The organism is Mucilaginibacter pineti (assembly GCF_900101875.1).
Taxonomy (GTDB): Bacteria; Bacteroidota; Bacteroidia; order Sphingobacteriales; family Sphingobacteriaceae; genus Mucilaginibacter; species Mucilaginibacter pineti.
This window is the reverse complement of sequence record NZ_FNAI01000001.1, coordinates 379,593-401,842: the sequence shown is the minus strand read 5'-3', so window position 1 is coordinate 401,842 and position 22,250 is coordinate 379,593. Positions and strand designations below refer to the sequence as shown.

Annotated in this window: 18 protein-coding genes; 3 read left to right on the top strand and 15 right to left on the bottom strand. The window is 41.2% G+C overall.

The features are described 5' to 3' along the window. Positions 1-51: 51 nt before the first annotated feature. From BLS59_RS01600 to proB, 5 genes are all read right to left on the bottom strand, one after another. Positions 52-456, bottom strand: a complete 405-nt coding sequence (locus tag BLS59_RS01600; protein ID WP_091143151.1) for a hypothetical protein — start codon at positions 454-456, stop codon at positions 52-54. Between the two features lie 121 nt (positions 457-577). Then, complete coding sequence (gene topA, locus BLS59_RS01595) at positions 578-2,977, bottom strand: type I DNA topoisomerase (protein ID WP_091143148.1); 2,400 nt, start codon at positions 2,975-2,977, stop codon at positions 578-580. A gap of 166 nt (positions 2,978-3,143) precedes the next feature. Next, positions 3,144-4,232: a tRNA 2-thiouridine(34) synthase MnmA gene (gene mnmA / locus BLS59_RS01590; RefSeq protein WP_091143144.1), complete on the bottom strand. Its 1,089-nt coding sequence runs from the start codon at positions 4,230-4,232 to the stop codon at positions 3,144-3,146. An 839-nt stretch (positions 4,233-5,071) separates the two neighbouring features. Then, complete coding sequence (locus BLS59_RS01585; RefSeq protein WP_091143141.1) at positions 5,072-6,319, bottom strand: glutamate-5-semialdehyde dehydrogenase; 1,248 nt, start codon at positions 6,317-6,319, stop codon at positions 5,072-5,074. Positions 6,320-6,325: 6 nt separating this feature from the next. Continuing rightward, on the bottom strand, positions 6,326-7,405 hold the full coding sequence (gene proB / locus BLS59_RS01580; RefSeq protein WP_091143137.1) for a glutamate 5-kinase: 1,080 nt from the start codon (positions 7,403-7,405) through the stop codon (positions 6,326-6,328). Positions 7,406-7,745: 340 nt separating this feature from the next. Here proB and BLS59_RS01575 point away from each other — a divergent pair, with 340 nt between their 5' ends. Next, the gene (locus BLS59_RS01575; protein WP_091143135.1) at positions 7,746-10,682 is read left to right on the top strand and encodes a TonB-dependent receptor; all 2,937 of its coding nucleotides are present in this window, start codon (positions 7,746-7,748) and stop codon (positions 10,680-10,682) included. Positions 10,683-10,966: 284 nt separating this feature from the next. On the opposite strand, the gene BLS59_RS01570 is transcribed toward BLS59_RS01575, so the two are convergent. From BLS59_RS01570 to BLS59_RS01540, 7 genes are all read right to left on the bottom strand, one after another. Continuing rightward, positions 10,967-11,677, bottom strand: coding sequence for a phosphoadenylyl-sulfate reductase (locus BLS59_RS01570; RefSeq protein ID WP_091143132.1), 711 nt, complete (start codon positions 11,675-11,677; stop codon positions 10,967-10,969). 2 nt (positions 11,678-11,679) lie between these two features. After that, entirely contained in the window at positions 11,680-13,188 is a 1,509-nt protein-coding gene (locus BLS59_RS01565) for a TSUP family transporter (protein WP_091143129.1), read from the bottom strand. After that, positions 13,166-13,945 (bottom strand): uroporphyrinogen-III C-methyltransferase, encoded by a 780-nt coding sequence (cobA, locus tag BLS59_RS01560; RefSeq protein ID WP_091143128.1) that lies wholly within the window; start codon positions 13,943-13,945, stop codon positions 13,166-13,168. The genes BLS59_RS01565 and cobA overlap by 23 nt, the downstream gene beginning before the upstream one ends. Continuing rightward, a complete protein-coding gene (locus BLS59_RS01555; protein WP_091143124.1) occupies positions 13,945-16,035 on the bottom strand; it encodes a HEPN domain-containing protein in 2,091 nt (696 codons plus the stop codon). The genes cobA and BLS59_RS01555 overlap by 1 nt, the downstream gene beginning before the upstream one ends. 230 nt (positions 16,036-16,265) lie before the next feature. After that, positions 16,266-16,700 carry an RrF2 family transcriptional regulator gene (locus tag BLS59_RS01550; protein WP_091143121.1) on the bottom strand — a complete coding sequence of 145 codons (435 nt, stop codon included), beginning with the start codon at positions 16,698-16,700 and terminating at the stop codon, positions 16,266-16,268. A gap of 138 nt (positions 16,701-16,838) precedes the next feature. Beyond that, positions 16,839-17,114 (bottom strand): Rdx family protein, encoded by a 276-nt coding sequence (locus BLS59_RS01545; protein ID WP_091143117.1) that lies wholly within the window; start codon positions 17,112-17,114, stop codon positions 16,839-16,841. Further along, positions 17,111-17,953 (bottom strand): MOSC domain-containing protein, encoded by an 843-nt coding sequence (locus BLS59_RS01540; protein WP_091143114.1) that lies wholly within the window; start codon positions 17,951-17,953, stop codon positions 17,111-17,113. The genes BLS59_RS01545 and BLS59_RS01540 overlap by 4 nt, the downstream gene beginning before the upstream one ends. 191 nt (positions 17,954-18,144) lie before the next feature. Here BLS59_RS01540 and BLS59_RS01535 point away from each other — a divergent pair, with 191 nt between their 5' ends. After that, positions 18,145-18,354: a ThuA domain-containing protein gene (locus BLS59_RS01535; protein ID WP_091143109.1), complete on the top strand. Its 210-nt coding sequence runs from the start codon at positions 18,145-18,147 to the stop codon at positions 18,352-18,354. Between the two features lie 60 nt (positions 18,355-18,414). Further along, positions 18,415-19,131 carry a ThuA domain-containing protein gene (locus tag BLS59_RS01530; protein WP_091143106.1) on the top strand — a complete coding sequence of 239 codons (717 nt, stop codon included), beginning with the start codon at positions 18,415-18,417 and terminating at the stop codon, positions 19,129-19,131. A gap of 60 nt (positions 19,132-19,191) precedes the next feature. Here BLS59_RS01530 and BLS59_RS01525 read toward each other — a convergent pair whose 3' ends face one another. The 3 genes from BLS59_RS01525 to BLS59_RS01515 all read right to left on the bottom strand — a co-directional run bounded on the left by BLS59_RS01525 (position 19,192) and on the right by BLS59_RS01515 (position 22,232). Continuing rightward, a complete protein-coding gene (locus BLS59_RS01525; protein WP_091143102.1) occupies positions 19,192-20,226 on the bottom strand; it encodes a DUF3667 domain-containing protein in 1,035 nt (344 codons plus the stop codon). Between the two features lie 39 nt (positions 20,227-20,265). Further along, positions 20,266-21,525 (bottom strand): nucleoside permease, encoded by a 1,260-nt coding sequence (locus tag BLS59_RS01520; RefSeq protein ID WP_091143098.1) that lies wholly within the window; start codon positions 21,523-21,525, stop codon positions 20,266-20,268. A gap of 104 nt (positions 21,526-21,629) precedes the next feature. Further along, positions 21,630-22,232 carry a bifunctional nuclease family protein gene (locus tag BLS59_RS01515; protein ID WP_091144979.1) on the bottom strand — a complete coding sequence of 201 codons (603 nt, stop codon included), beginning with the start codon at positions 22,230-22,232 and terminating at the stop codon, positions 21,630-21,632. Between the last annotated feature and the right edge of the window lie 18 nt (positions 22,233-22,250).

Genomic DNA, 22,250 nt, shown 5'->3' with positions numbered 1-22,250 from the left:
GTATAAAAATTATACTAACAAATAATTAATTGAAAAATATATTTATTTGAATTAAGATATCATAACGCCGGGCTTATTTAACACCGGAAGTTTGATGAAATTCATCTCCACGATACTCTCAGGCAGGAATATGAATTTTTTGTCGAAGATATTTGTACCGATATAATAACTGAGCCAATACTCGTTATTAAGTCCAAAGGTTTGCTCATCAATGGGCTCAATAAGTTTAAAAGCTTTGCCGTCAACCGCCGGGAACATATGCCTTAAGGTTGACGTTTTTACCTGCTCGCCATCTTTTTCGCCATAACCTTTTGAAGTGATCATTACATTTTCAATAGGCTCGTTTTTAAGATTGATAAGGTATACATACCAGATCTTGCTTTCAACGCTTTCACTTTCAAGCGCAACGGCAATGGCTATATCATGTACGGTATTATCGGGCAGGTCTTTTATCATTTTATTTATTTAGTGAGGGGTTGATTGGTTGATTAAGAGAGTGGTTGATTAGGTGAGTAGTTTTTGTATAAACTATTCTACTTAACCACTCACTTAATCAACTATTCACTAATTACCATAACTATTTTTTCTTAGCAGGGGCTTTTTTCTTTGCAGGTGCTTTCTTAGCGGCCGGTTTCGCGGCAGCTACAGTTTTAGCTTTACCGAAGCGCCCTTTTTTGGCATCCTTTGGCATTGCATCGGCTAAGGCCTTGCATTCTTCGTAGGTAAGTGTCAAAGGATCTTTGTCCTTAGGTATTTTAACGTTCAGTTTGCCAAATTCAATATAAGCGCCCCAACGGCCGTTAAGTACTTTTACATCCGGATCCTCGTCAAATGCTTTGATCAGTTTCTCGGCATCCTTTTTACGTTTGGCTTCAATCAGCTCAATCGCCTGTTCCACGGTAACATCCAGCGGGTCAATTTCTTTTGGTAACGATACGAAGGCGCTGTTATGGCTAATGTAAGGGCCAAAACGACCGATTGCCACCTTCATTATCTTACCTTCATATTCGCCAACAACTTTTGGTAATTTGAAAAGCTCAAGAGCTTCATCCAAACTAATGGTTTCAATGCTTTGACCGGTTCTTAGGCTGGCGTACAGCGGTTTTTCCTCATTCTCGTCAGATGCGCTTTCGCCAACCTGTACAAATGGGCCATAACGACCAATCCGCACCGATATCTTCTTTCCGCTTTCGGGGTGAACGCCTAATTCACGCTCGCCGGTTGCCTTATCTGCGGTTTCAATGGTATTTTGTACCTCTTTATGGAAAGGGTTATAAAAGTCATGGAGCATTTTTGTCCAGTCCTTCAAGCCCTGCGCTATTTCATCAAACTGTTTTTCAACGGTGGCGGTGAAATGAAAATCGACAATATCTGTAAAGTGCTGTACCAGGAAATCATTAACTACGGCGCCAATATCTGTAGGAAATAATTTACCTCTTTCAGCACCGGTATTTTCTGTTTTTTGTTCTTTAACAATTTGATCGCCTTTTAAGGTCATTACCCTAAAGTTGCGTTGTTTACCATCACGTTCCTCCTTAACTACATAACCGCGGTTTTGTATGGTTGAGATAGTAGGGGCGTAGGTAGATGGACGACCGATGCCCAGCTCTTCCAGCTTTTTAACAAGGCTTGCTTCGGTGTAACGTGCAGGCGGACGGGAGTAACGTTCCGTTGCCGACATTTCTTGCAAGGCTAAACGCTGTCCCCTGGTTAAAGGAGGTAACATGGCGTTTTCACCGTCTTGTTGGGTTTCCTCATCTTCATCCTGCGATTCCAGGTAAACTTTCAGGAAACCATCAAATTTCATTACCTCACCATTGGCAGTTAAATCTTCCTTACGGGTTGATATACTGATTTTTGCAACGGTTTTTTCAAACAGTGCTTCACTCATTTGTGAGGCAATGGCGCGTTTCCAGATCAGCTCATATAAGCGTTTCTCGTTAGATTCGCCGTCTATACTGTGGTTATTAAAATAGGTTGGCCTTATTGCTTCGTGAGCCTCTTGCGCACTCGCGTTTTTGGTTTTATATTTTCTTAACTGGTGATATTTTTCGCCATAGGCCGATACGATCTCTTTTTGTGCAGCATCTAAAGCGGTTTCAGATAAGTTAACCGAGTCGGTACGCATATAAGTGATATACCCAGATTCATAAAGCCTTTGTGCCACCTGCATAGTGCGTGCGACTGAATAGCCTAACTTTCTGCTGGCCTCTTGTTGCAGTGTTGAGGTAGTGAATGGTGCAGCCGGGGAACGTTTTGCCGGTTTGGTTTCTAATGATCTGATATCAAAATCGGCACCGATACAATCCTGTAAAAACTTTTCGGCATCTTCCTGCTTGCTGAAACGCTCGGCTAATTCTGCTTTAAAAGCATCTTTGCCTTTGCCAAATATGGCTACTATTTTAAAAGCAGCCTCTGCTGTAAATTTATTTACCTCACGCTCGCGGTCAACAATAAGTCTTACTGCTACTGATTGCACACGACCGGCAGATAATGAAGGTTTAACCTTTTTCCATAAAACAGGGGAGAGCTCAAAACCCACCAATCTATCCAATACACGGCGTGCTTGCTGTGCATTAACCAGGTTGTAATCAATTTTACGCGGTGTATCAATGGCGCGTAAAATGGCCGGCTTGGTTATCTCATGGAAAACAATACGCTTGGTAGTGCTATCCTTTAAACCTAATGTTTCAAATAAATGCCAGGAAATGGCCTCACCCTCGCGGTCCTCATCCGATGCCAGCCAAACCATCTCGGCTTCTTTCGCTAATTTCTTTAACTCACTTACTACCTGCTTTTTATCAGCTGGTACTTCATATTTTTGAGCAAAGTTATTAGCTAAGTCAATCGCATCTTCAGACTTTACCAAATCGCGGATATGGCCATAGCTCGATTTCACAACGAAATCTTTACCAAGATACCCTTCAATGGTTTTGGCTTTCGCCGGTGACTCAACAATCAGTAAATTTTTGGCCATTTAAGCAGTTATTTTTTGCAAATAAAACATAAAAATGTTGAATTGAGTAATAAGTTGATGGGTTTATTAAGTTCATTGTATTAAATAAGTTGCAATTGCCGGGCAATAACAGACAAGGCGAGCGGCATAAAAACCATTCACTTGATTACACTTAATCAATAAAGTTCTACATTAAAAAACCACCGCCAAGTAAATCGTTGCCCTCATAAAAAACGGCAGACTGACCAGGTGCGATACCCGAAACATTGTGATGAAAATCAACTTTCATGTGTTCGCCCATTTGTAAAATGGTGCTTTGGGTACCCGCATCCTTATAACGGATCTTGGTAATGGCCTCTAAAGGCTCGGTGATGCTTTCGTATTTAACCAGGTTAAGGTTTTTAACCCAGGCTTGTTTGCGTTCCAGTTCATCGGCGGTGCCCAAAACAACGGTATTGGTTTGCGGATCTATGCTGGTTACAAACATAGGGTGGCCTAAAGCAATACCCAAACCTTTACGCTGACCTATAGTATAGAAAGGATAGCCCTGGTGTTTACCTACTACAGTTCCGTTTGTAAGCACGAAGTTACCACCGGCAACACGTTCTTCAAGATCTTCTACTTTATGCCTTAGAAACGACCTGTAGTCGTTATCGGGCACAAAGCAAATTTCATAGCTTTCGCTTTTGCCGGCAAGTTCAATCTGGCCCATATCCAGAGCCATCTGCCTTATTTCAGGTTTAGAGAAACTTCCTAATGGGAATTTTGTACGGGCAAGATTTTTTTGAGATACCCCCCACAATACGTAAGATTGATCCTTATTCTCATCCTTACCCTTTGATATTACATAGCGGCCACTATCCTGTAAACGGATGTTGGCATAGTGCCCGGTAGCTATAAATTCACAATCGAGCTTATCGGCGCGTTTTAGCAGTGCTTCCCATTTAATATGGGTATTGCATAATACACATGGGTTAGGGGTGCGACCAGCCAGGTACTCGTCAACAAAATTATCGATCACAAAATCGCCAAATTCGCTGCGGATATCTAATATATAATGAGGGAAGCCGTAGCCAACAGCAAGAGCACGTGCATCATTAATGCTGTCCAGGCTGCAGCAGCCGGTTTCTTTTGAACTACCACCAGCTGAGGCATAGTCCCAGGTTTTCATGGTAAGGCCGATAACTTCATAGCCCTGCTCATGCAGCATAACTGCCGCTACAGAACTATCAACTCCGCCGCTCATTGCCACTAATATCCTACCGTGCTTACTCATAATGGCTGCAAAGATACGTTTTTGTGATTTATGTTGATACAGGCTTGGGTCAGGTTAGGGTAAGATTTATTTGAAGAGCTCAGGAGTCCGAAATTCGGGAAAGTCAGTAAGTCCGGAAGTTTTAATAATTATTGATTCTTTTTTAGCTGATCCACTGCCTTTGGGTTCATTTACTATTATGAAAATCATAAATCCGCAAAACACCAATTTAATCAATAGTTAATCCGTATTAAAAACCAGTTGTTTACTAATTACATCTAAAGTTATTGTTTGAAAATTAACAGATGAATAATTATTAATGCGGGTATTTTTTAACAAATGCTCTCCCGTATCAAGTAATTGTGACTGTACCGATACAGGCTACTTCAGATGTACTTATCAACCTGTGTTTAAAAGCTAAAAATAGCTTATTTGTAAAATTGATATCAAATACGCAGAAAATTTACTAAATGAGGTGAAATTGTTGTTTTTCAGATGGTGTTAAGCCTACACAAATTTCAAACTTGAGTGCTTTTTTTTGCAATTTCCTTAAAGAATAAATGTGCAATTGACCATTGTAAAAACAGGGTATCTTTTTTGTTAAAATAAATGTAAAAATTCAATGGCCTATTGTAACATTCAGATTACAATTTAAATTTGTTATACCCTAATAGATATATAAATGATAAGCCAACTGACATTAGAACAGAAATTACAAGGAGTTATCCTGTTTGTAATTTGCTTTGTTGCCGTAGCGAACTACTTGATAAAGTAATTTACGCCACCAATTAAAAACCTAAATCAAGGTGCTTTTAAAAAAAGCACCTTTTTTTGTGGGATAAACTTTTATTGAGAATAAACTATGAATTTCTGATTTGCCCATCACCCTTAACTACCCACTTATAGCTGGTGAGCTCTTCGAGCCCCATAGGGCCGCGTGCATGCAGCTTTTGCGTGCTGATACCTATCTCGGCGCCTAAACCAAACTGTGCACCATCTGTAAAGGCGGTAGATACATTCGCGTAAACAGCGGCAGCATCTACATCATTCAAAAATCTGGCAATGTTTTCAGCGTCTTCGGAAATGATTGCCTCGCTGTGTTTTGAACTGTTAACGGCTATATGCTCCAAAGCTTGCGCAAAATCATCCACAGTTTTAATAGCCATCTTCATCGACAGAAACTCGGTACCAAAATGTTCTGGCCTGGCTACGTGCAGCAAATTTTCCAGATAGTTACCCTTTAAAGCAGCATAAGCCCTTTCATCTGCGTATAGCTCTACCTGTTTTTCATTTAAAATACGGCTAAGTTGCGGCAGATCATTCAACCTGTTTGCATGTATAATTAAACAATCAAGCGCGTTGCAAACGCTTACTCTGCGGGTTTTGGCATTGGCTATGATCTGCGTGCCTTTTTGCAGGTCGCCGGTTTCGTCAAAATAAGTGTGTACAATACCCGCACCTGTTTCTATAACCGGCACTTTGCTGTTGTCGCGCACAAAGTTTATGAGCGACTGGCTGCCACGCGGAATTAACACATCTACATAACCAATGGCATTTAGCAGTGCTGCAGTAGCCTCACGCTCGGCCGGGAGCAGGGTAGCCACATTTACATCAATATGATGTTTTTGCAGCACTTTATGAATTACAGCAATAATGGCGCGGTTTGAATGATCAGCATCGCTGCCGCCTTTTAAAATACTAACGTTGCCGGTTTTAAAACACAAGGCAAATACATCAAAGGTAACATTGGGCCTCGCCTCGTAAATTACACCAACAACACCAAGCGGAACCCGTATTTTTGATATGGATAACCCATTGGGCATGTGGGTTTCAGATAGTTGTTTACCCAAAGGACTATGCAAATTGGCAACATTAACAATATCCCCGGCTATGGCTTCAATGCGCGCTACCGTAAGTTTCAGGCGATCATACTTAGGGTCTTCGGGATCCATCAGGTCAAGATCTTTTCGGTTTTCGGCAAGTATATGTGCGGTTTGGGCAATAGCCTCTGCGGCTACATCATACAAAACCTGGTTTATAATGACAGGAGCGAGGGTAGGCCTGCGGCCAGCTATAAGTGCGTTTTCAAAATAAGTATTGTATTTCATATGCTGTTAACCCTGTAAATAAAGATAATCATAATGTACCAATGCCTTTTGGTTTTTCTGGCCAATTCGTTCCCTTGCCTTATCGGCGTTGTATTCGGCAATACCAAGGCCAATCAGTTTGTCCTGTTCATCAATTAGTTTAATAATATCGCCTTTTTTAAAGTCGGTTATTACTTTAACTATACCTATAGGAAGCAGACTGGTAGCTTTGGCAGATATAAGCGCCGTTTTAGCGCCGTCGTTAACCTGCACAATGCCAGTGGCCGATTTTTCGGAATGAGCTATCCATTTCTTTTTGCCAGACGCGGTTTTATTGGGGATGAAACGGGTATGAATAACCCTGTTCTCCAAAACATCAGTAAGTATATTATCCCTTGTGCCATTGGCAATATGCACCGCAATGCCCAGTTGTGCCGTTTTTTGCGACATAGTAGATTTTGTTATCATGCCACCACGGCCAAACTGCGAGCGGCCGGAGGATACAAAAGCCGCAAAATCAACTACAGAGCCGGCAACCTCTTCAATCACCGCCGATCCTGGCGCTTTTGGATCGCCATTGTAAATACCATCTACATTGGTAAGCACAATAAGCGCCTGCGCATTAAGCATAGAGGCTATAAGTCCGGCCAGTTCATCGTTATCGGTAAACATCAGCTCGGTAACGGATACCACATCATTTTCATTTACTACCGGAATAACCTGGTGTTGTAACAAAAGGTCGAGGCAGTTTTTCATGTTAAGATAATGCATCCTGTCCCTGAAATCCTCCTTGGTAACTAAAACCTGCGAACAAAGAATATCAAAACGCTCAAATAACTGCGAGTAGGTGTTAATGAGTTTTACCTGCCCAATAGATGCTAAAAGTTGGCGTGCCGCAATGGCATCGTATTTTTCAGATATAGTGATTAAACTACGCCCGGATGCCACAGCGCCCGACGAAACCAGGATCACTTCTTTACCTTGTTTTTTTATAGCGGCTATTTGTTCTACTAAATGTGCTATCCGTTTAAGATCGGGGAGGCCATTTTCCTGGGTAAAAACATTCGAGCCAATTTTTATAATGATGCGCTGGTAATTAAAAGCCATTTAAATAATAGAGGTTGAGGGGCCAATATTACAAATTTGAAGCCTAACCGCAGGTCATTATTTGAAAATAAATCCACTTAAATGATAGTCTTTATAGCTATTAAGGTAGTTTTTCGCATTGAAATTCAAAAAAGTGAAGAAAAATATTGACAGCTATCATTTAATTTATATTTTTGTCGACTAATTCTATAGAATATGTATAAATATTACTCAAGCTTTATTATTACCCCATTCAAAATGCACCTTACCCATATGTGTTGCTGTTGATAGCACCCACCCTACATCTATCACCAGCAAATTAATCAACACATACATTAAAATTTTAAGACCAACCCTTTTCATGAAAAATCTTATTAGATCAATAAAGCTCATTGTTCTTTTTCTTGCGCTTGTCCCAACGTTGGGGCACGCCCAACTTAACGGCTCGTACATACTTAGCGGTACAGTTAATGACGAACATGGCCAGCCATTAATAGGTACAACCGTTAGTATAAAAGGAACTACCAACAAAACATCTACAGATAGTACCGGTAAATTTTCGCTAACTACAAGTGCTAAATTACCATACACACTTATTTTTACTGCGGTGGGTTTTCAGCCGCAGGAGTTTTACATTAAAAACGCCAACAGCGCTTTAAATATCCAGTTAACATCACAATCGTTGCTGATAAACGAGGTAGTAGTTACCGCTTCCCGTAAGGAAGAAAAACTCCTGCGCTCGCCGGTTGCTATTGAAAAACTAAGCATCAACGCGCTTAAACAATCGCCTGGCCCAAGCTTTTACGATGCGTTAGAGAATGTAAAAGGCGTGCAGATGACCACCACCAGTATCACCTTAAAAGTGCCAAATACCCGTGGTTTCAACAGCCCTAATAACTTTAGGTTTATGCAGTTGGTTGATGGTGTTGATATGCAGTCGGCCACCTTAGGTGTACCGCTGGGTAATGCAATTGGCCCCACCGAGTTGGATATTGCCAGTATTGAAATTACGCCAGGTGCAGCTGCTGCATTGTATGGTACCAACGCCATAAACGGTTTATCGAACTTGCTTACCAAGGATGCTTTTAAATACCAGGGATTAAGTTTGTATCACCGCGAAGGTTTAAACCACGTAGGCAATGACAATTTAGGTGCAAGCGCACTTCATGAAGATGCATTAAGATACGCCAAATCCTTCTTTAATGACAAATTTGCTTTCAAGGTTAACGGAAGCTATTTGCACGGTACCGACTGGCAATCGGATACACGTAAAGATCAAAACCCAACTAACTTAAAAACAGCTAACCCTGCTTATCCTGAATTAACAGGCGCCAGCAATGCAGCTTATGATGGTTGGAACAAATATGGCGATGATGCCCTTGCCGGTAGTAATACTGTTGTGGTAAAAGGTATCTCTGTTGACGGTGTTGCCAGACCAGGCCTTACCGTTGCACGTACCGGTTATAACGAAGTTGATTTGGTGAGCCCAAAAGTAAGTAACTTGAAATTAGATGGTACATTAGCTTATAAGTTATCACCCAATACTGTACTTTCTTATACTTACCGCTATGGTAAAATGGATGGTGTGTTTCAGCGCGGTAACAAAATCTCGTTACAAGGTGCTACCGTACAAAACCACAAAATTGAGTTAAAAGGTAAAGAATTTTTGGTACGTGGTTATGAGTCTATCGAAAATACCGGTAACTCTTTTAACGTAAAACCACTGGCCGATAACCTTGACCTGAATTGGAAAAGCAACTCGGCTTGGGGAACACTTTACGGAAACGCGCTTAAAGCATATAACGGCGGTGTTTTAACATCAGCCAACCTGGCTGCCGCAGAACAGGCCGCAAGAGCCGCAGCAGATAAAGGAAGGGTAGAACCCGGAACACCTGCTTTCGATGCGTTAAGAAAAACTATCATCGGGATAAATAACTGGGATATTAAATCGAGCCTGATCCCTAATGCCCCTGCTACAGGTGGTGCCGCATTGGTTCAAAAAAGCCATTTATATAATGCAGAAGCACAGTGGGATTTAACCAGCAAAATAAAATTTGTTGATGTGCTGGTTGGGGCCGATGTACGTGTATACAGCATTACCCCCGATGGAAATAACTTTGTTGATTTTAGCCGCCCAATTGCCGATAGGAATACCCCGGAGGCTGATGGCAGCTTTGGTAAAGACGTGATCTATAAAAAATATGGTGCATTTACACAGGTAACCAAAACTTTCTTCGATGAAAAATTGAAGTTATTTGGTTCAATAAGATGGGATCGTAACCCTTACTTTGATCCTAAGTTTACGCCACGTTTGGCTGCGGTTTATTCAATTAACGAAAACCACAACTTCAGGTTCACTTTCCAGAACGGTTACCGTTTCCCATCATTGTTCGAGGCGTTGTCTTACGTAAATAATGGCCGTGTTAAACGCGTAGGAAGCTTGCCGTTCATTAATGATGGTTTAGGTTATTTAGGTAACAGCTATACACAATCATCTGTTGTTGCTTTCAACGCTGCTGTAAATGCAGCCGGTGGCAGCGACGCCACTGCATTAGCTAACAAAAGCTTACTTAAAGTTGCAGATCTGCCGCCTGCAAGACCAGAGCAAATCACCTCATACGAAATTGGTTACAAAGGTATTGTTGCCGATAACAAGGTATTTATTGATATAGATGCCTATACCAACCGCTACGATGGCTTCTTAGGCCAGGTGCAGGTGTTTGTGCCAAACGGCGCTACAGTTGGCTCAGACGCAGCCGTACTGGCCATGCTTGATATTAACCGCGACCCTACGACCGCTACAGCTTCAAATGCTGCGAGCCAGGGCCAGGCAAGGTATCGTGTTTATACCAACGCCAAGAACATTTATAATAACTACGGTTCATCGGCAGGTTTAACTTATAATTTTTACAAACGTTACACCGTATCAGGTAACGTGAGCTTTAACAAGTTAAAAGCACAATCAAAATCAGATATTTTTGTTACCGGGTTTAATACACCAGAATGGTCTGGCAACGTATCATTCGGTAACCGCGAAGTGATCCAAAACTTAGGTTTCAACGTTGTTTACAAATGGCAGCAATCATACCTATGGGAAAGCCCATTGGTAACAGGTACAGTGCCATCAGTAGGTACATTTGATGCTCAGGTTACCTATCGTGTGCCGGCCTATTATGCTACATTTAAAGTAGGTGCAAGCGATATCTTAAACAAACGTTACATCCAATACGCCGGCGGCCCAACCCTGGGAGGCTTGTATTATGTAGCCGTTACGTTTGAAGGATTGCTGACCAAATAGTTTTTTTAATACGTTTTATTAGTTTTTTTAGGGCGGATGAGTGGTGACTCATTCGCCTTTTTTGTTGACAGGATTTTGAGGATTGAATATGATTTGACAGGATTAAAAAGATATAAAATCATTATTGTGGTTTATGGATATTAAATGAGGATATATATCCAATCAATCCTATCAATAAAAAATCCTGTTAAATCATATTCAATCCTTAAATCGTGTAAATGTTGCGAGTACAAAAAAAGCCGACTGATTTTTTCAGCCGGCTTTTTGTCATAATTGAAAAGCTTTTATTTTGCAGTCACTTCATGCAAACCGCATTCTTTTTTGGATTGATCTTCCCACCACCACCTGCCGGCGCGGAAATCCTCGCCCTCGGCAACGGCACGGGTACATGGCGCGCAACCAATGCTTGGGAAACCCTTATCATGTAATGAGTTATAAGGAATGTTATATTGCTTGATGTAAGCCTTTACATCCTCCAAAGTCCAATTAAAAATTGGGTGGAATTTGGCCAGCTGGTTTTGCTCGTCCCATTCCACATCTTCCATATCATGGCGGTTAACAGATTGGTCGGCACGGATGCCGGTGATCCATAGCTTATTGCCTTTTAAAGCACGTTTAAGGGGCTCTATCTTGCGGATGCCGCAGCATTCCTTACGGTTCTCTACAGATTCGTAGAAGCTGTTAGGGCCTTTAGCGTTAACCATCTGCTCAACCAATTCATTGTTGGGATAATAGGCGTGGATAGGTTTCTTGTACCTATCCATAGTACTGGCCCAAACTGAGTAAGTTTCGCGAAAAAGGCGACCTGTTTCAAGGGTAAAAACTTTAATAGGAATATTGTTGCTAAAAATTATGTGGCTGATCACCTGGTCTTCCCAGCCAAAGCTGGTAGAAAATACAATTTCGCCGGGGAAAAGTTCGGCAAGGCGGATTAATGCCTCAACAGGGCTTAAACCAGCGGTTACTTCTTTTATATATTTGGCTGCTTCACTCATGGCTATAAAATCTTGGTAGCAAATAGAATAATAGATCTGATGCTGATCAATATAACTATCACAGCTACGGATACCATTATTGTTTTTGTTGATATTTTGTTGGAGATACGGGCCGCTATCGGCGCAGCCAATGCGCTGCCCAATATCATTCCAGCTACGGCCTGCCAGTGATCGCTGCTTACCATGGCTATGAAGGTAATTGAACCCATCATGGCTATGAAAAATCGCGACAGTTTTACAGTACCTAATGAAAATATAGGGCTGCGACCGCCCGCAATTAATGTTGATAATACGATAGAGCCCCAGCCACCACCGCCAACCGCGTCAATAAAGCCACCGCCTAAACCAAGCAGGGATATGCGTTTCACTTTATCTGCCGATTTTTTACGTTTAATGTTGAATGCCTTGGATAATATTACAAAGCCGAGAATCAATGTATATAACGATACCACAGGTTTGGTGTACATGCTGTAATGCTCTAACGAGGATAACAGATAAGCCCCGGTAACAGCACCTATAATGCCGGGTATCACCAATAATTTAAATAATTTCCAGTTAATGTTACCCATCCGGTAATGCATCCAACCAGCTATGCCACAGCTTAGTATCTCAGACAAATGCACACCCATACTTGCCGAAGCAGGAGGGATGCCCATTGATAAAGAGAAAGAAGTTGATGTTACACCATACGACATACCTATGGCGCCATCTATCATGGCAAATATAAATCCGGCTCCTAAAAAGTAGTAGAATTGCGGGCTCACACCCTCTAAAAACGTCTTAAATCCGGGCTCTCTAAAGTACAAAGCGGTAACTACAACAGCTATAGAAACTATAATAGTTGACCATATTAGCCAGATAAAGTTTTTGTTTACCCTTGATTTAGGTTCAACAAGTACCGATGTTACGCTGTTTAATCTTTTAACCTTATCAGCAAAATCTCCACTAAGTGTGTTTCTTAGCTCGCTCATTTGTTGCAGGGTGGTATCCAATTCTTCGGGCAGACTTTCGTTTAAAACTTCTTTTAACCGTTTGGCTACCGTTGGCGATTTGCCGTTGGTAGAAATGGCAAGTTTTAAATCGCCTTTTTTAACTATCGAACCCAAATAAAAATCACAGAGTTCGGGCTTATCGGCAACGTTAATGAGCAGCTTACGATCATGCGCCGATTGTCTTATATATTTATTCAGCTCGCTGTCGTTTGTTGCCGCTATAACAACCTCGGCACTGTTCAGATCATCGTCTGTAAATGATTTCTGAACTATGGTAAGCCCGGCGTGCTTTGAAGCAAGTGCGTGTATCTCGGGCACAAAATTCTTTGATATTACGGTTACTTTAGCATGGTTACTATTATTTAGTATAGCAGTCAGTTTTTCAAGGCCAACGTTGCCGCCGCCAACCAAAACGGTATGCAGGTTGTTAAGCTTTAAAAATATGGGAAACAACTGATTGCCGCCTATATCCTCATGCTCAACCGGGGTTAAACTCTTATCCTTGGGCAACAATGTCATACACCTTTTTTATTAACTGAAACTTAGGATGCAGTGATACAACCTCGCCCAAAACTATAACAGCCGGCGAACTGATCTTATTTTCCTTAACAACATCAACAATGGTATCAACTGTACCTACAGCAACTTTTTCGTTAACGGTTGTACCGCTTTGGATAACCGCTACCGGCAGGTTGTTCTTACCTTCGTTTTTAAATATTTCGGCTATTTCGGCAAGTTTATGAACCCCCATAAGCACAATTACGGTTGCTTTACTGCGCGATGCCTCGATCAGGTCGGCGGATATTTTGCCATTTGCGGTGGTACCGGTTACTACCCAAAAGCTTTCACTAAGACCACGATGCGTTACCGGGATATTTTGCAATTCGGCTACAGCTATTGAACTGGAGATACCCGGAATTACACTTGCCGGGATATTGAACGAATCTGCAAAATCCAGCTCCTCAAACCCACGACCGAACACAAAGGGATCGCCGCCTTTTAATCTTACCACATGGCCGTAATTGATGGCATAATCAACCATCAGCTTATTTACTGCTTCTTGCGAAAACGTATGATCGCCAGATCGTTTACCTACGTATACCCTTACGGCATCCTTCGGCGCATAATTCAGCAACTCTTCGTTCACCAGCGCATCATACAAAACTACGTCGGCAGTTTTTAGGGCCTTGATAGCCTTAACAGTGATCAGATCGGCATCACCCGGACCTGCGCCAACCAATGTAATTTGCGGAGTTTTTATATTGTTATTAGTCATTATGATACTAATGCCTCTCTTTTGGCTTTGCTCTTTCCTAAAAATTCTGTTGCCTGGGCCAAATAAGCTGTTGCAAATTCTTCTGATGGCTCATTTTGGTTTATTTGTAATATCAGATCATTAAAGCTGCCTTCAATATCAAATTCGCCTTTATCAACGTACTGCGCATCAAATTCGCGGATAATGCCTGCATGTGTGCTGCTGTTAACGGCTTTATCAAGCAACAGCGCTTTCGCCGAGCTTATTAGTACACTATATGAATGATAAATAGCATCAGACCATGCGCCCGCTTCAAATGATTTATTTGCCCAGCCCATTTTCTCTTCAGACTCGAATAGTAACGTAGCTACCAGATCAATCATCACACCAGCACATTCACCGACACCAATGGCGGTAACAAACGTTTCCTGGTGTCCCCAGTCAACAAATTCATCATCGGTAAGGGTGGTAAGATCTGCCAATGGTTTTAACAGGCGGTAGAAGTAATCCTTACCTTGTCTGTCATAATAAGCATGGAAAGTTTCTTCTTCAGTTGATAGTGCTTTGTAATCATTCAGTATTGTGCGGAGTACATCTGTAGCTCTTTTTGACGGTACCTTGATCACACGTTCTGCAGCACGACCAACGCCGTTGCCAACTGTTCCGCCGCCCAACATTACCTGTACAGAAGGCAATACCTTTGTACCTGCTTTAAGCGAGCTACCGTGGAAACCTATATGTGCCAAACCATGCTGACCGCATGAGTTCATGCAACCGCTTATCTTGATTTTGATTTCGCGGTTATAAATAAAGTCTTCGTATTCGTTATAGATAACATCTTCCAGCACCCGGGCCATGGTCATGCTGTTGCTAATGCCCAGGTTACAGGTATCGGTGCCGGGGCAGGTGGTTACATCTGCAAGGCTATCAAAACCAGGCGCGGCGAGTTCAAGCTTAGCCAAACCTTCATATAAAGATGGCAATGCTTCCTTACGTACAAATTTCAACAGTAACCCTTGGTTTTGGGTAATGCGAATCTCATCGGCCACTAAAGGCTGTAAAACTTTTACCAGTTCGCGTGCTGTATCTGATGATATATCGCCTACTGGTACTTTAATGTATACGCCGTAAAAACCTTGTTGCTTTTGTTCAAAAACATTGGTAGCAAGCCATTGCTCGTAACGGAACGGATTACTTATGCTAACTTCTGCAAAGGTAGTTTGTTCAGGAATTGAAGGCTGTGCAACCGCATCGCGATTGATAGGGTACGATTTTACTTTTATCGCTGTTCTTTCAATCTGCGCTAAGCGTAAAACCTCATCCAATCCTAATTTTGCTATCAGGTATTTTAAACGGGCTTTATTGCGGTTACTGCGTTCGCCATAACGGTCAAACACGCGGATAATAGCCTCTATATAAGGGATCAACTGATCTTCAGGTAAAAATTCTTCAACGGGGAAGGCCAGTAAAGGCTGGGCACCAAGGCCGCCCCCTAAAAGAATTTTGAAACCACGATCGCCATTAGCGTTTATTTTAGGAATGGCGCCAATGTCATGAATGTAAGAGAAAGCCGTGTCTTCATCGCTTGATGAAAACGAGATCTTAAACTTACGGCCCATTTCCTGGCAAACCGGGTTACGCAAAAAATACTCGAAAGTAGCATGTGCATACGGCGAAACATCAAACGGTTCCTTTGGATCTATACCGGCAGCAGGGGAGGCGGTTACGTTTCTTACAGTGTTACCGCAAGCTTCGCGCAGGGTAATATCATCCTGCTCCAGTTTGGCCCAAAGCTCCGGTGTACGTTCAAGACTTACATAATGGATCTGGATATCCTGACGGGTGGTTAAGTGCAGGTTACGGCTTCCGTATTCGTCAGAAATTTCGGCAATTTTTAGTATTTGCTTAAAAGTAACCTTACCAAAAGGTAATTTAATACGGATCATTTGTACACCCGGCTGCCTTTGGCCATAAATACCTCTTGCTAAACGCAGGCTCCTGAATTTTTCGTCATGTATTTTACCTTCGCGAAAAGCCCTTATCTTTTTTTCAAGATCGATGATATCCTGTTCAACTACCGGGTTCTCCAGTTCCGTTCTGAAGCTTTGCATATATTTTTATGTTTTATCAATTATAAAAAAGCCCCTTTGGCTTTGGCTAAAGAGGCGTAGGTGAATATATAATATTATAGCCTTGCCTTACAGTCGTTTAAGCAGCAATACATGCAAGTTTTATAATTTGAATTATATAAATATGGGATTGCCATTTACAAATATATACATAGTATAGGGAACTGGTAGAATTTAATTCAAAAAAACTGGCTTTTGACAGTTTTGTGAGATTACAACTTAAGGAGTGATTGTTCCCGGCCAATGATATCGGCTATGCTTGTTTCGCTAAGTATTTTAACGGTAGCATCCCTTACTTCAACAAAAACATCACGGATACCGCAAGTGGTTTCCTGGTGACATTCATCGCATTTGTGGTAAAAGTTTAAGCTTGCACAGGGTACCATAGCTATAGGACCGTCTGTTATGCGCATTATGGCAACAAGAAAAATATCTTTAGGGTCCCGGTTTAAACTGTAGCCGCCACCAGCGCCTTTTTTGCTGTAAAGAAAGCCCGCATTGCGCAAATCGAGCAGGATTTGTTCGAGGAACTTCTTGGGGATTTTTTCAGCCTCGGCAATTTTCGAAATTTGCATTGGTGGCTGATCCATGTTTTTGCCCAGGATCACCAATGCCTTTATAGCGTACTTAGTTTTTTTGGAAAGCATTTTCTATAATAAAACTCACAAAGGTAAACAATGATTTTTGTTAATGATAACTAAAAATATCCACTAAACAATACTTCGGCATATAATATCTATGGATTTGGTGTAACAAGTAGGTTAGGTAAAATCAATAGATATAATTTACCTGTCGGAATGGCCCAAACTTTTCCCCGGATTTACCCTGTCGCGCACCAATTGTTTTAACTCTTTTATCTCGGGGAAGCGACCTTCGGTTTTTCTGTCGAATATGATAGTATCATCAATACTTATGGTATAGGTTCCGCTAATCTCGCTGGGGCGTAGCGTTACGCCATACACATCATCGGTAAAAGTGGTAAGCAGTTCCTGTGCCATGTAGGCGGCACGCATCATCCAGTTACATTTGGGGCAATATTCAATGGTGATGGTTGGTTTCATTTACTTGTTGCTTTTTGTTGTACTATAAATCGTTCTTCTTCGTGCCGGCTCAATACGGATATCATATCGCCAATGGCAATTGTGCCGCTACCTTTATGGATAAGGTTTTGACCGAACATGATCTTATTGCTTTTCAATCTATAACCGGCTAGCGTTTTTAAGGGTTCTTTTGTCTTTATGCCCGTTTGCTGATCAATAGTTGTCATTACACAACGGGCGCAAAGTTTGGCACCGTAAAAATCTATCCCCGAAATGGTGAGGTGGTTCATCTGGTCTTCCTCAAAAGCATTGCCGCCGGTAAAAACAATATTTGGCCTAAACCTGTCCATAGGCACCACTTCATGCAGTTTGCTGTTTAAATCATCAAGCGATGCCTGGCCGATCAATAAAAACGGATAGCCATCGGCAAAGGAAGTGATCATTCCGGGTAAAGCGTAGCGTTGGTCAACCTCACGCTCGCTATCATCGGGCATGTAAACCAACCGGCATTTTATATTTAATACCTCGCTAAACCAGGCGTCAATTTCATTGCTCACATAAACGCCGGTACAGGCATCGTCCCAAATTACAACATCATGCTTTACCTGATAATTATACTGATAGGGGATGAGTATGGAACCTTTTGACGGGTAGGTAACTGATAAGCCACCGATACCGATAAGCACTTTTAATAGCGCCATTTGGGTGTGCTCGCGCTGGGTAATAAAGCGGTTGTGCTCATCAACCAGCATCCATCGGCGGTCGTATTTTAAACCGCGGCTGGTAACTTCGGCACTGTTAACAGTAATACCGCCCAATGATTTAATAGGGTAGATGAAAAGTTCGCTTATCCGCAGCATGATGTAAAAATAACAAAATCGTAACTATTGCTTGTTAATAGTAGTCATGATTCATCTTGCAATCGATTGTATTTTTATACTTATCCGTTGATTTAATAAATATTAATTGATACTATTGTTTATCCAATTGAAAACTAAAGATCGGGGATTGCTATAAGCTCTGCACCTTGTTCACTAATTTACATAACACTATGAAAAAAACTATTATTATTTGCCTGCTTGCGGGCCTTGCATTTACCCAGGCTTTTGGTAAGGCTAAAGTATTGGTATTCAGTAAAACCGCCGGTTTTCACCACAACTCAATTGCGGTTGCAGTGCCTGCCATTATAAAACTTGGGCAGGAGAATAATTTTGATGTTGATACCACAACCGATGCCACGAAATTTACCAAAGCCAATTGAAAACTAAAGATCGGGGATTGCTATAAGCTCTGCACCTTGTTCACTAATTTACATAACACTATGAAAAAAACTATTATTATTTGCCTGCTTGCGGGCCTTGCATTTACCCAGGCTTTTGGTAAAGCTAAAGTATTGGTATTCAGTAAAACCGCCGGTTTTCACCACAACTCAATTGCGGTTGCAGTGCCTGCCATTATAAAACTTGGGCAGGAGAATAATTTTGATGTTGATACCACAACCGATGCCACGAAATTTACCAAAGCCAATTTAAAACAGTATGCCGCTGTGATATTTTTGAGTACAACCGGCGATGTGTTGAACGATACCGAGCAGGGTGCTTTTGAACAATATATTAAGGCGGGCGGCGGTTTTGTTGGTGTACACGCTGCTACCGATACCGAGTACGATTGGCCTTGGTATGGTAAGTTGGTTGGTGCCTATTTTAAAAGTCACCCCGCCCAGCAAGAAGCGGTTTTGAACGTAGTGGATAAAGATTTTATAGCTACCAAACATTTACCAACCGACTGGAAAAGATTTGACGAATGGTACAACTATAAATGGATTGCCGATGATTTGCACGTATTGATAAAGATAGATGAAAAAAGCTACAAAGGCGGCGAGAATGGTGATAACCACCCCATGAGCTGGTACCATGATTTTGATGGCGGCAGGGCGTTTTATACCGAATTGGGCCATACAGATGAATCATATGCCGACCCATTGTATCTGAAACATTTGCTGGGCGGCATTCAATACGCCATAGGCAAAAAACATTGAAACCTTATCAACCTCAATTAATAGTGAATAACAAAGCCGGCGTAATTGCCGGCTTTTGTTTTATAATGCAGTTGCAGCTACAATGCCCACTAAAAGCACGAGGCAAATGGCAAAAACTATAAAATAGCTGATTGCTACACCTATCATTTTACTGATGGTACGCAACCTGCTGCGATTGTATACTACCCGCAGCGATCGGTATATATACCATGTAATACTAACGGTAGCCGCCGTATTTAATACGCTGAGAATGGTGACCCAGCTTTCGGGGATCAGCATTTTAACCAGTATCAATAACGAGAGAAACAGGAATACAAAGCAATGGAGATGAAACGAATATATCAGGTACTCTACATAAAACTTGCGGTTTTTACTAAACGCTATTTTCAGGATCAGCGCAAATAGGGGCAGCAGAAAGAACATCATTTTCGGCACATTGTGCTTAAAGCTTTCCATAAACAACTCGTTAGAATTTTTGTCGTTGTTACCCAATTTGAACTTCTTTTGCATTAAATAGTGTTCAATATAATTGTCCTGCTTTTCTTTGGGTAGGGCTTGCTGTACTTTAATATATTGCTCGTAAGTTTTTATGGTATCAGCCTTTTCTGCAAGCAGGTTTACTTTTTTGATGCTATCTGCCTTGAGCTCTAAATTATGGGTGAGTTTCTTTTTTTGATCGGCAGTTAAGAATGCGTTATTGTTTATGCCATTTTTTAAGGAGGCTTTTAGTTCGTCGGCGTTTTGCTCTGTTGTGGTTTGTTTACCGTTTTCCCGCTCAAACTCCTGGTTATTTTTAAACAGCAGTAAAAAATATATCAGACTGATGAAAATATACATTTTCACCGGGTGCAGATATTGCACCCTATGCCCGGCCATATATTCGGTGGTTAACTTACCCGGCTGAAAAAATAGCGGTTTTAAGGTATGAAAAAACTGGTGGTCGAAGTGAAAATAGTCGCTTACAGCGTGGGTCATCATGTGACCAAAACTTTCCTTTATCTGCAGGTTTTCCTGCCCGCAGTTGTGGCAATATTTACCTTCTAATACGGCACCGCAATTTAAACAGTCATTTTCTTTACGGTAGTGTTTTTTCATTGCAGGGGTAATTGTTTGTAAATGGAGGATTTTACCGGTTTAAGCATCTTGTATGGCATGTGCAAGCGCCATGTTATGTTTATATCTAAACACGAACGGAAATATAATTGCGATAACTAAGGCGTAAGCCGCAAAAGTAAGCCAGATGCCATGCCAATTGTAACTATGATTTGGCAGTATGAAAAATTTATCAATTATATAACCACTGGCTAAACTTCCAAATACGGCTCCAAAGCCATTAACCATCATCATAAATAAGCCCTGCGCGCTACCTCTTATTTCCGGTGTAGTTTGTGTTTCAATAAATAATGAACCAGATATATTGAAAAAATCAAAAGCCATTCCGTAAACTATACATGATAGGATTATCATCCATAGGCCATTGGCCGGATCTCCAAAACCAAACAAGCCGAATCTTAAAACCCAGGCCAGCATACTAAACAGCATTACATATTTAATACCAAATTTGCGTAAAAAGAAAGGTATGGCAAGAATAAACAGCGTTTCAGAAAATTGCGATATCGACATAATTATCGCTGGGAATTTTACGGCTAGGGTGTCCTTATACATTGGTATTTTACCAAAATCATGTATATATGTATCGCCATAAGCATTGGTAAGCTGCAAGGCTGCCCCCAAAAGCATCGAAAAGGTGAAAAATATAGCAAATTTTGGCGTTTTAAATAGTGCGAAAGCATTTAACCCTAATGAGCTTGCAAGTGTTTTGTTATTTGTTTTGCTTAAAAGCGGCGGGCATTTTGGCAGCGTAAATGAATACAGGCCAAGTATTAACGCAACTGCAGATGCTATGTAAAATTGGTTTGCTGAAGTTTCATTATGGGTAATACTCACCGCCCATAATGCCACTATAAAACCAATTGTACCGAATGTACGTATTGGGGGGAAATCCTTTACCACATCAATGCCGTTTCTTTTTAATGCCGAGTAGGATACCGTTATTGATAATGATAAAGTAGGCATATAAAAACACATATTTAATAGCATTATCCAAAAAAAGGTAGTTGGATTGGTTACCATAGGTATACAAAATAATACAATGGCTCCTAAGATGTGCAAAATGCCATATAATTTTTCTGCATTCATAAATTTATCAGATATAATACCTGTTAATGCTGGCATTATAATGGATGAAAAACCCATAGTAGAAAAGATAGCACCAAATTGCGAGAAAGACCAATGTTTTGTTTGCGAGCAATATGCCCCGATAGTAAGCAGCCATGCACCCCAGATAAAAAACTGCATAAAATTCATCAGTATTAAGCGAAACTTAATATTCATAGGGTACCGGGTTAAAATAATTAAAGTCAGTATTAAATTAAAAGCGGAAAATAGTGAAATTTAAATCAAATCTCAATTCTCAGATCTAACATCTCAGATCTAATTTAAGATGCTTTTCTTTTATTCAGTTCGTCGCGGATCTTGGCTGCTTTTTCGTATGATTCTTCGGCAAGGGCCTCCTGGAGTTTGGTTTTTAGTTCATCAACGCTTAGTGATGCAAAACCACCGCCAACTGCCGAACCTACCGACTTTTCTTCCTGAGTTTCGTTGATATTTTCGAGGTAAACAAAGTCGTTACCCTCAATTACAATACCCGCAGTAGAAAGGATAAATTCATAAGTAAAAATAGGGCAATCAAACCTAACAGCTACTGCAATAGCATCAGAAGTCCGGGCATCAATTTCAACAGTTTTTTTACCATCACTGCATATCAGCTTTGAATAAAATATCCCGTCAACAAGGTTATAAATAATGATCTCCTGTACCTCAATTTGATAGGCCTGCGCAAAACTCTTAAACAGGTCATGCGTAAGCGGACGGCTTGGGGTCATTTTTTCTATTTCGATAGCGATGGCCTGCGCCTCAAAACTACCTATAATAATAGGCAGCCTCCTGCGGCCGCTTACCTCGCCTAAAACCAAAGCATAAGCGCCGGATTGTGTTTGGCTGTATGACAAGCCTACAATATCCAGCTTAATTTTTTTCATGTTATTACCCATCGCACT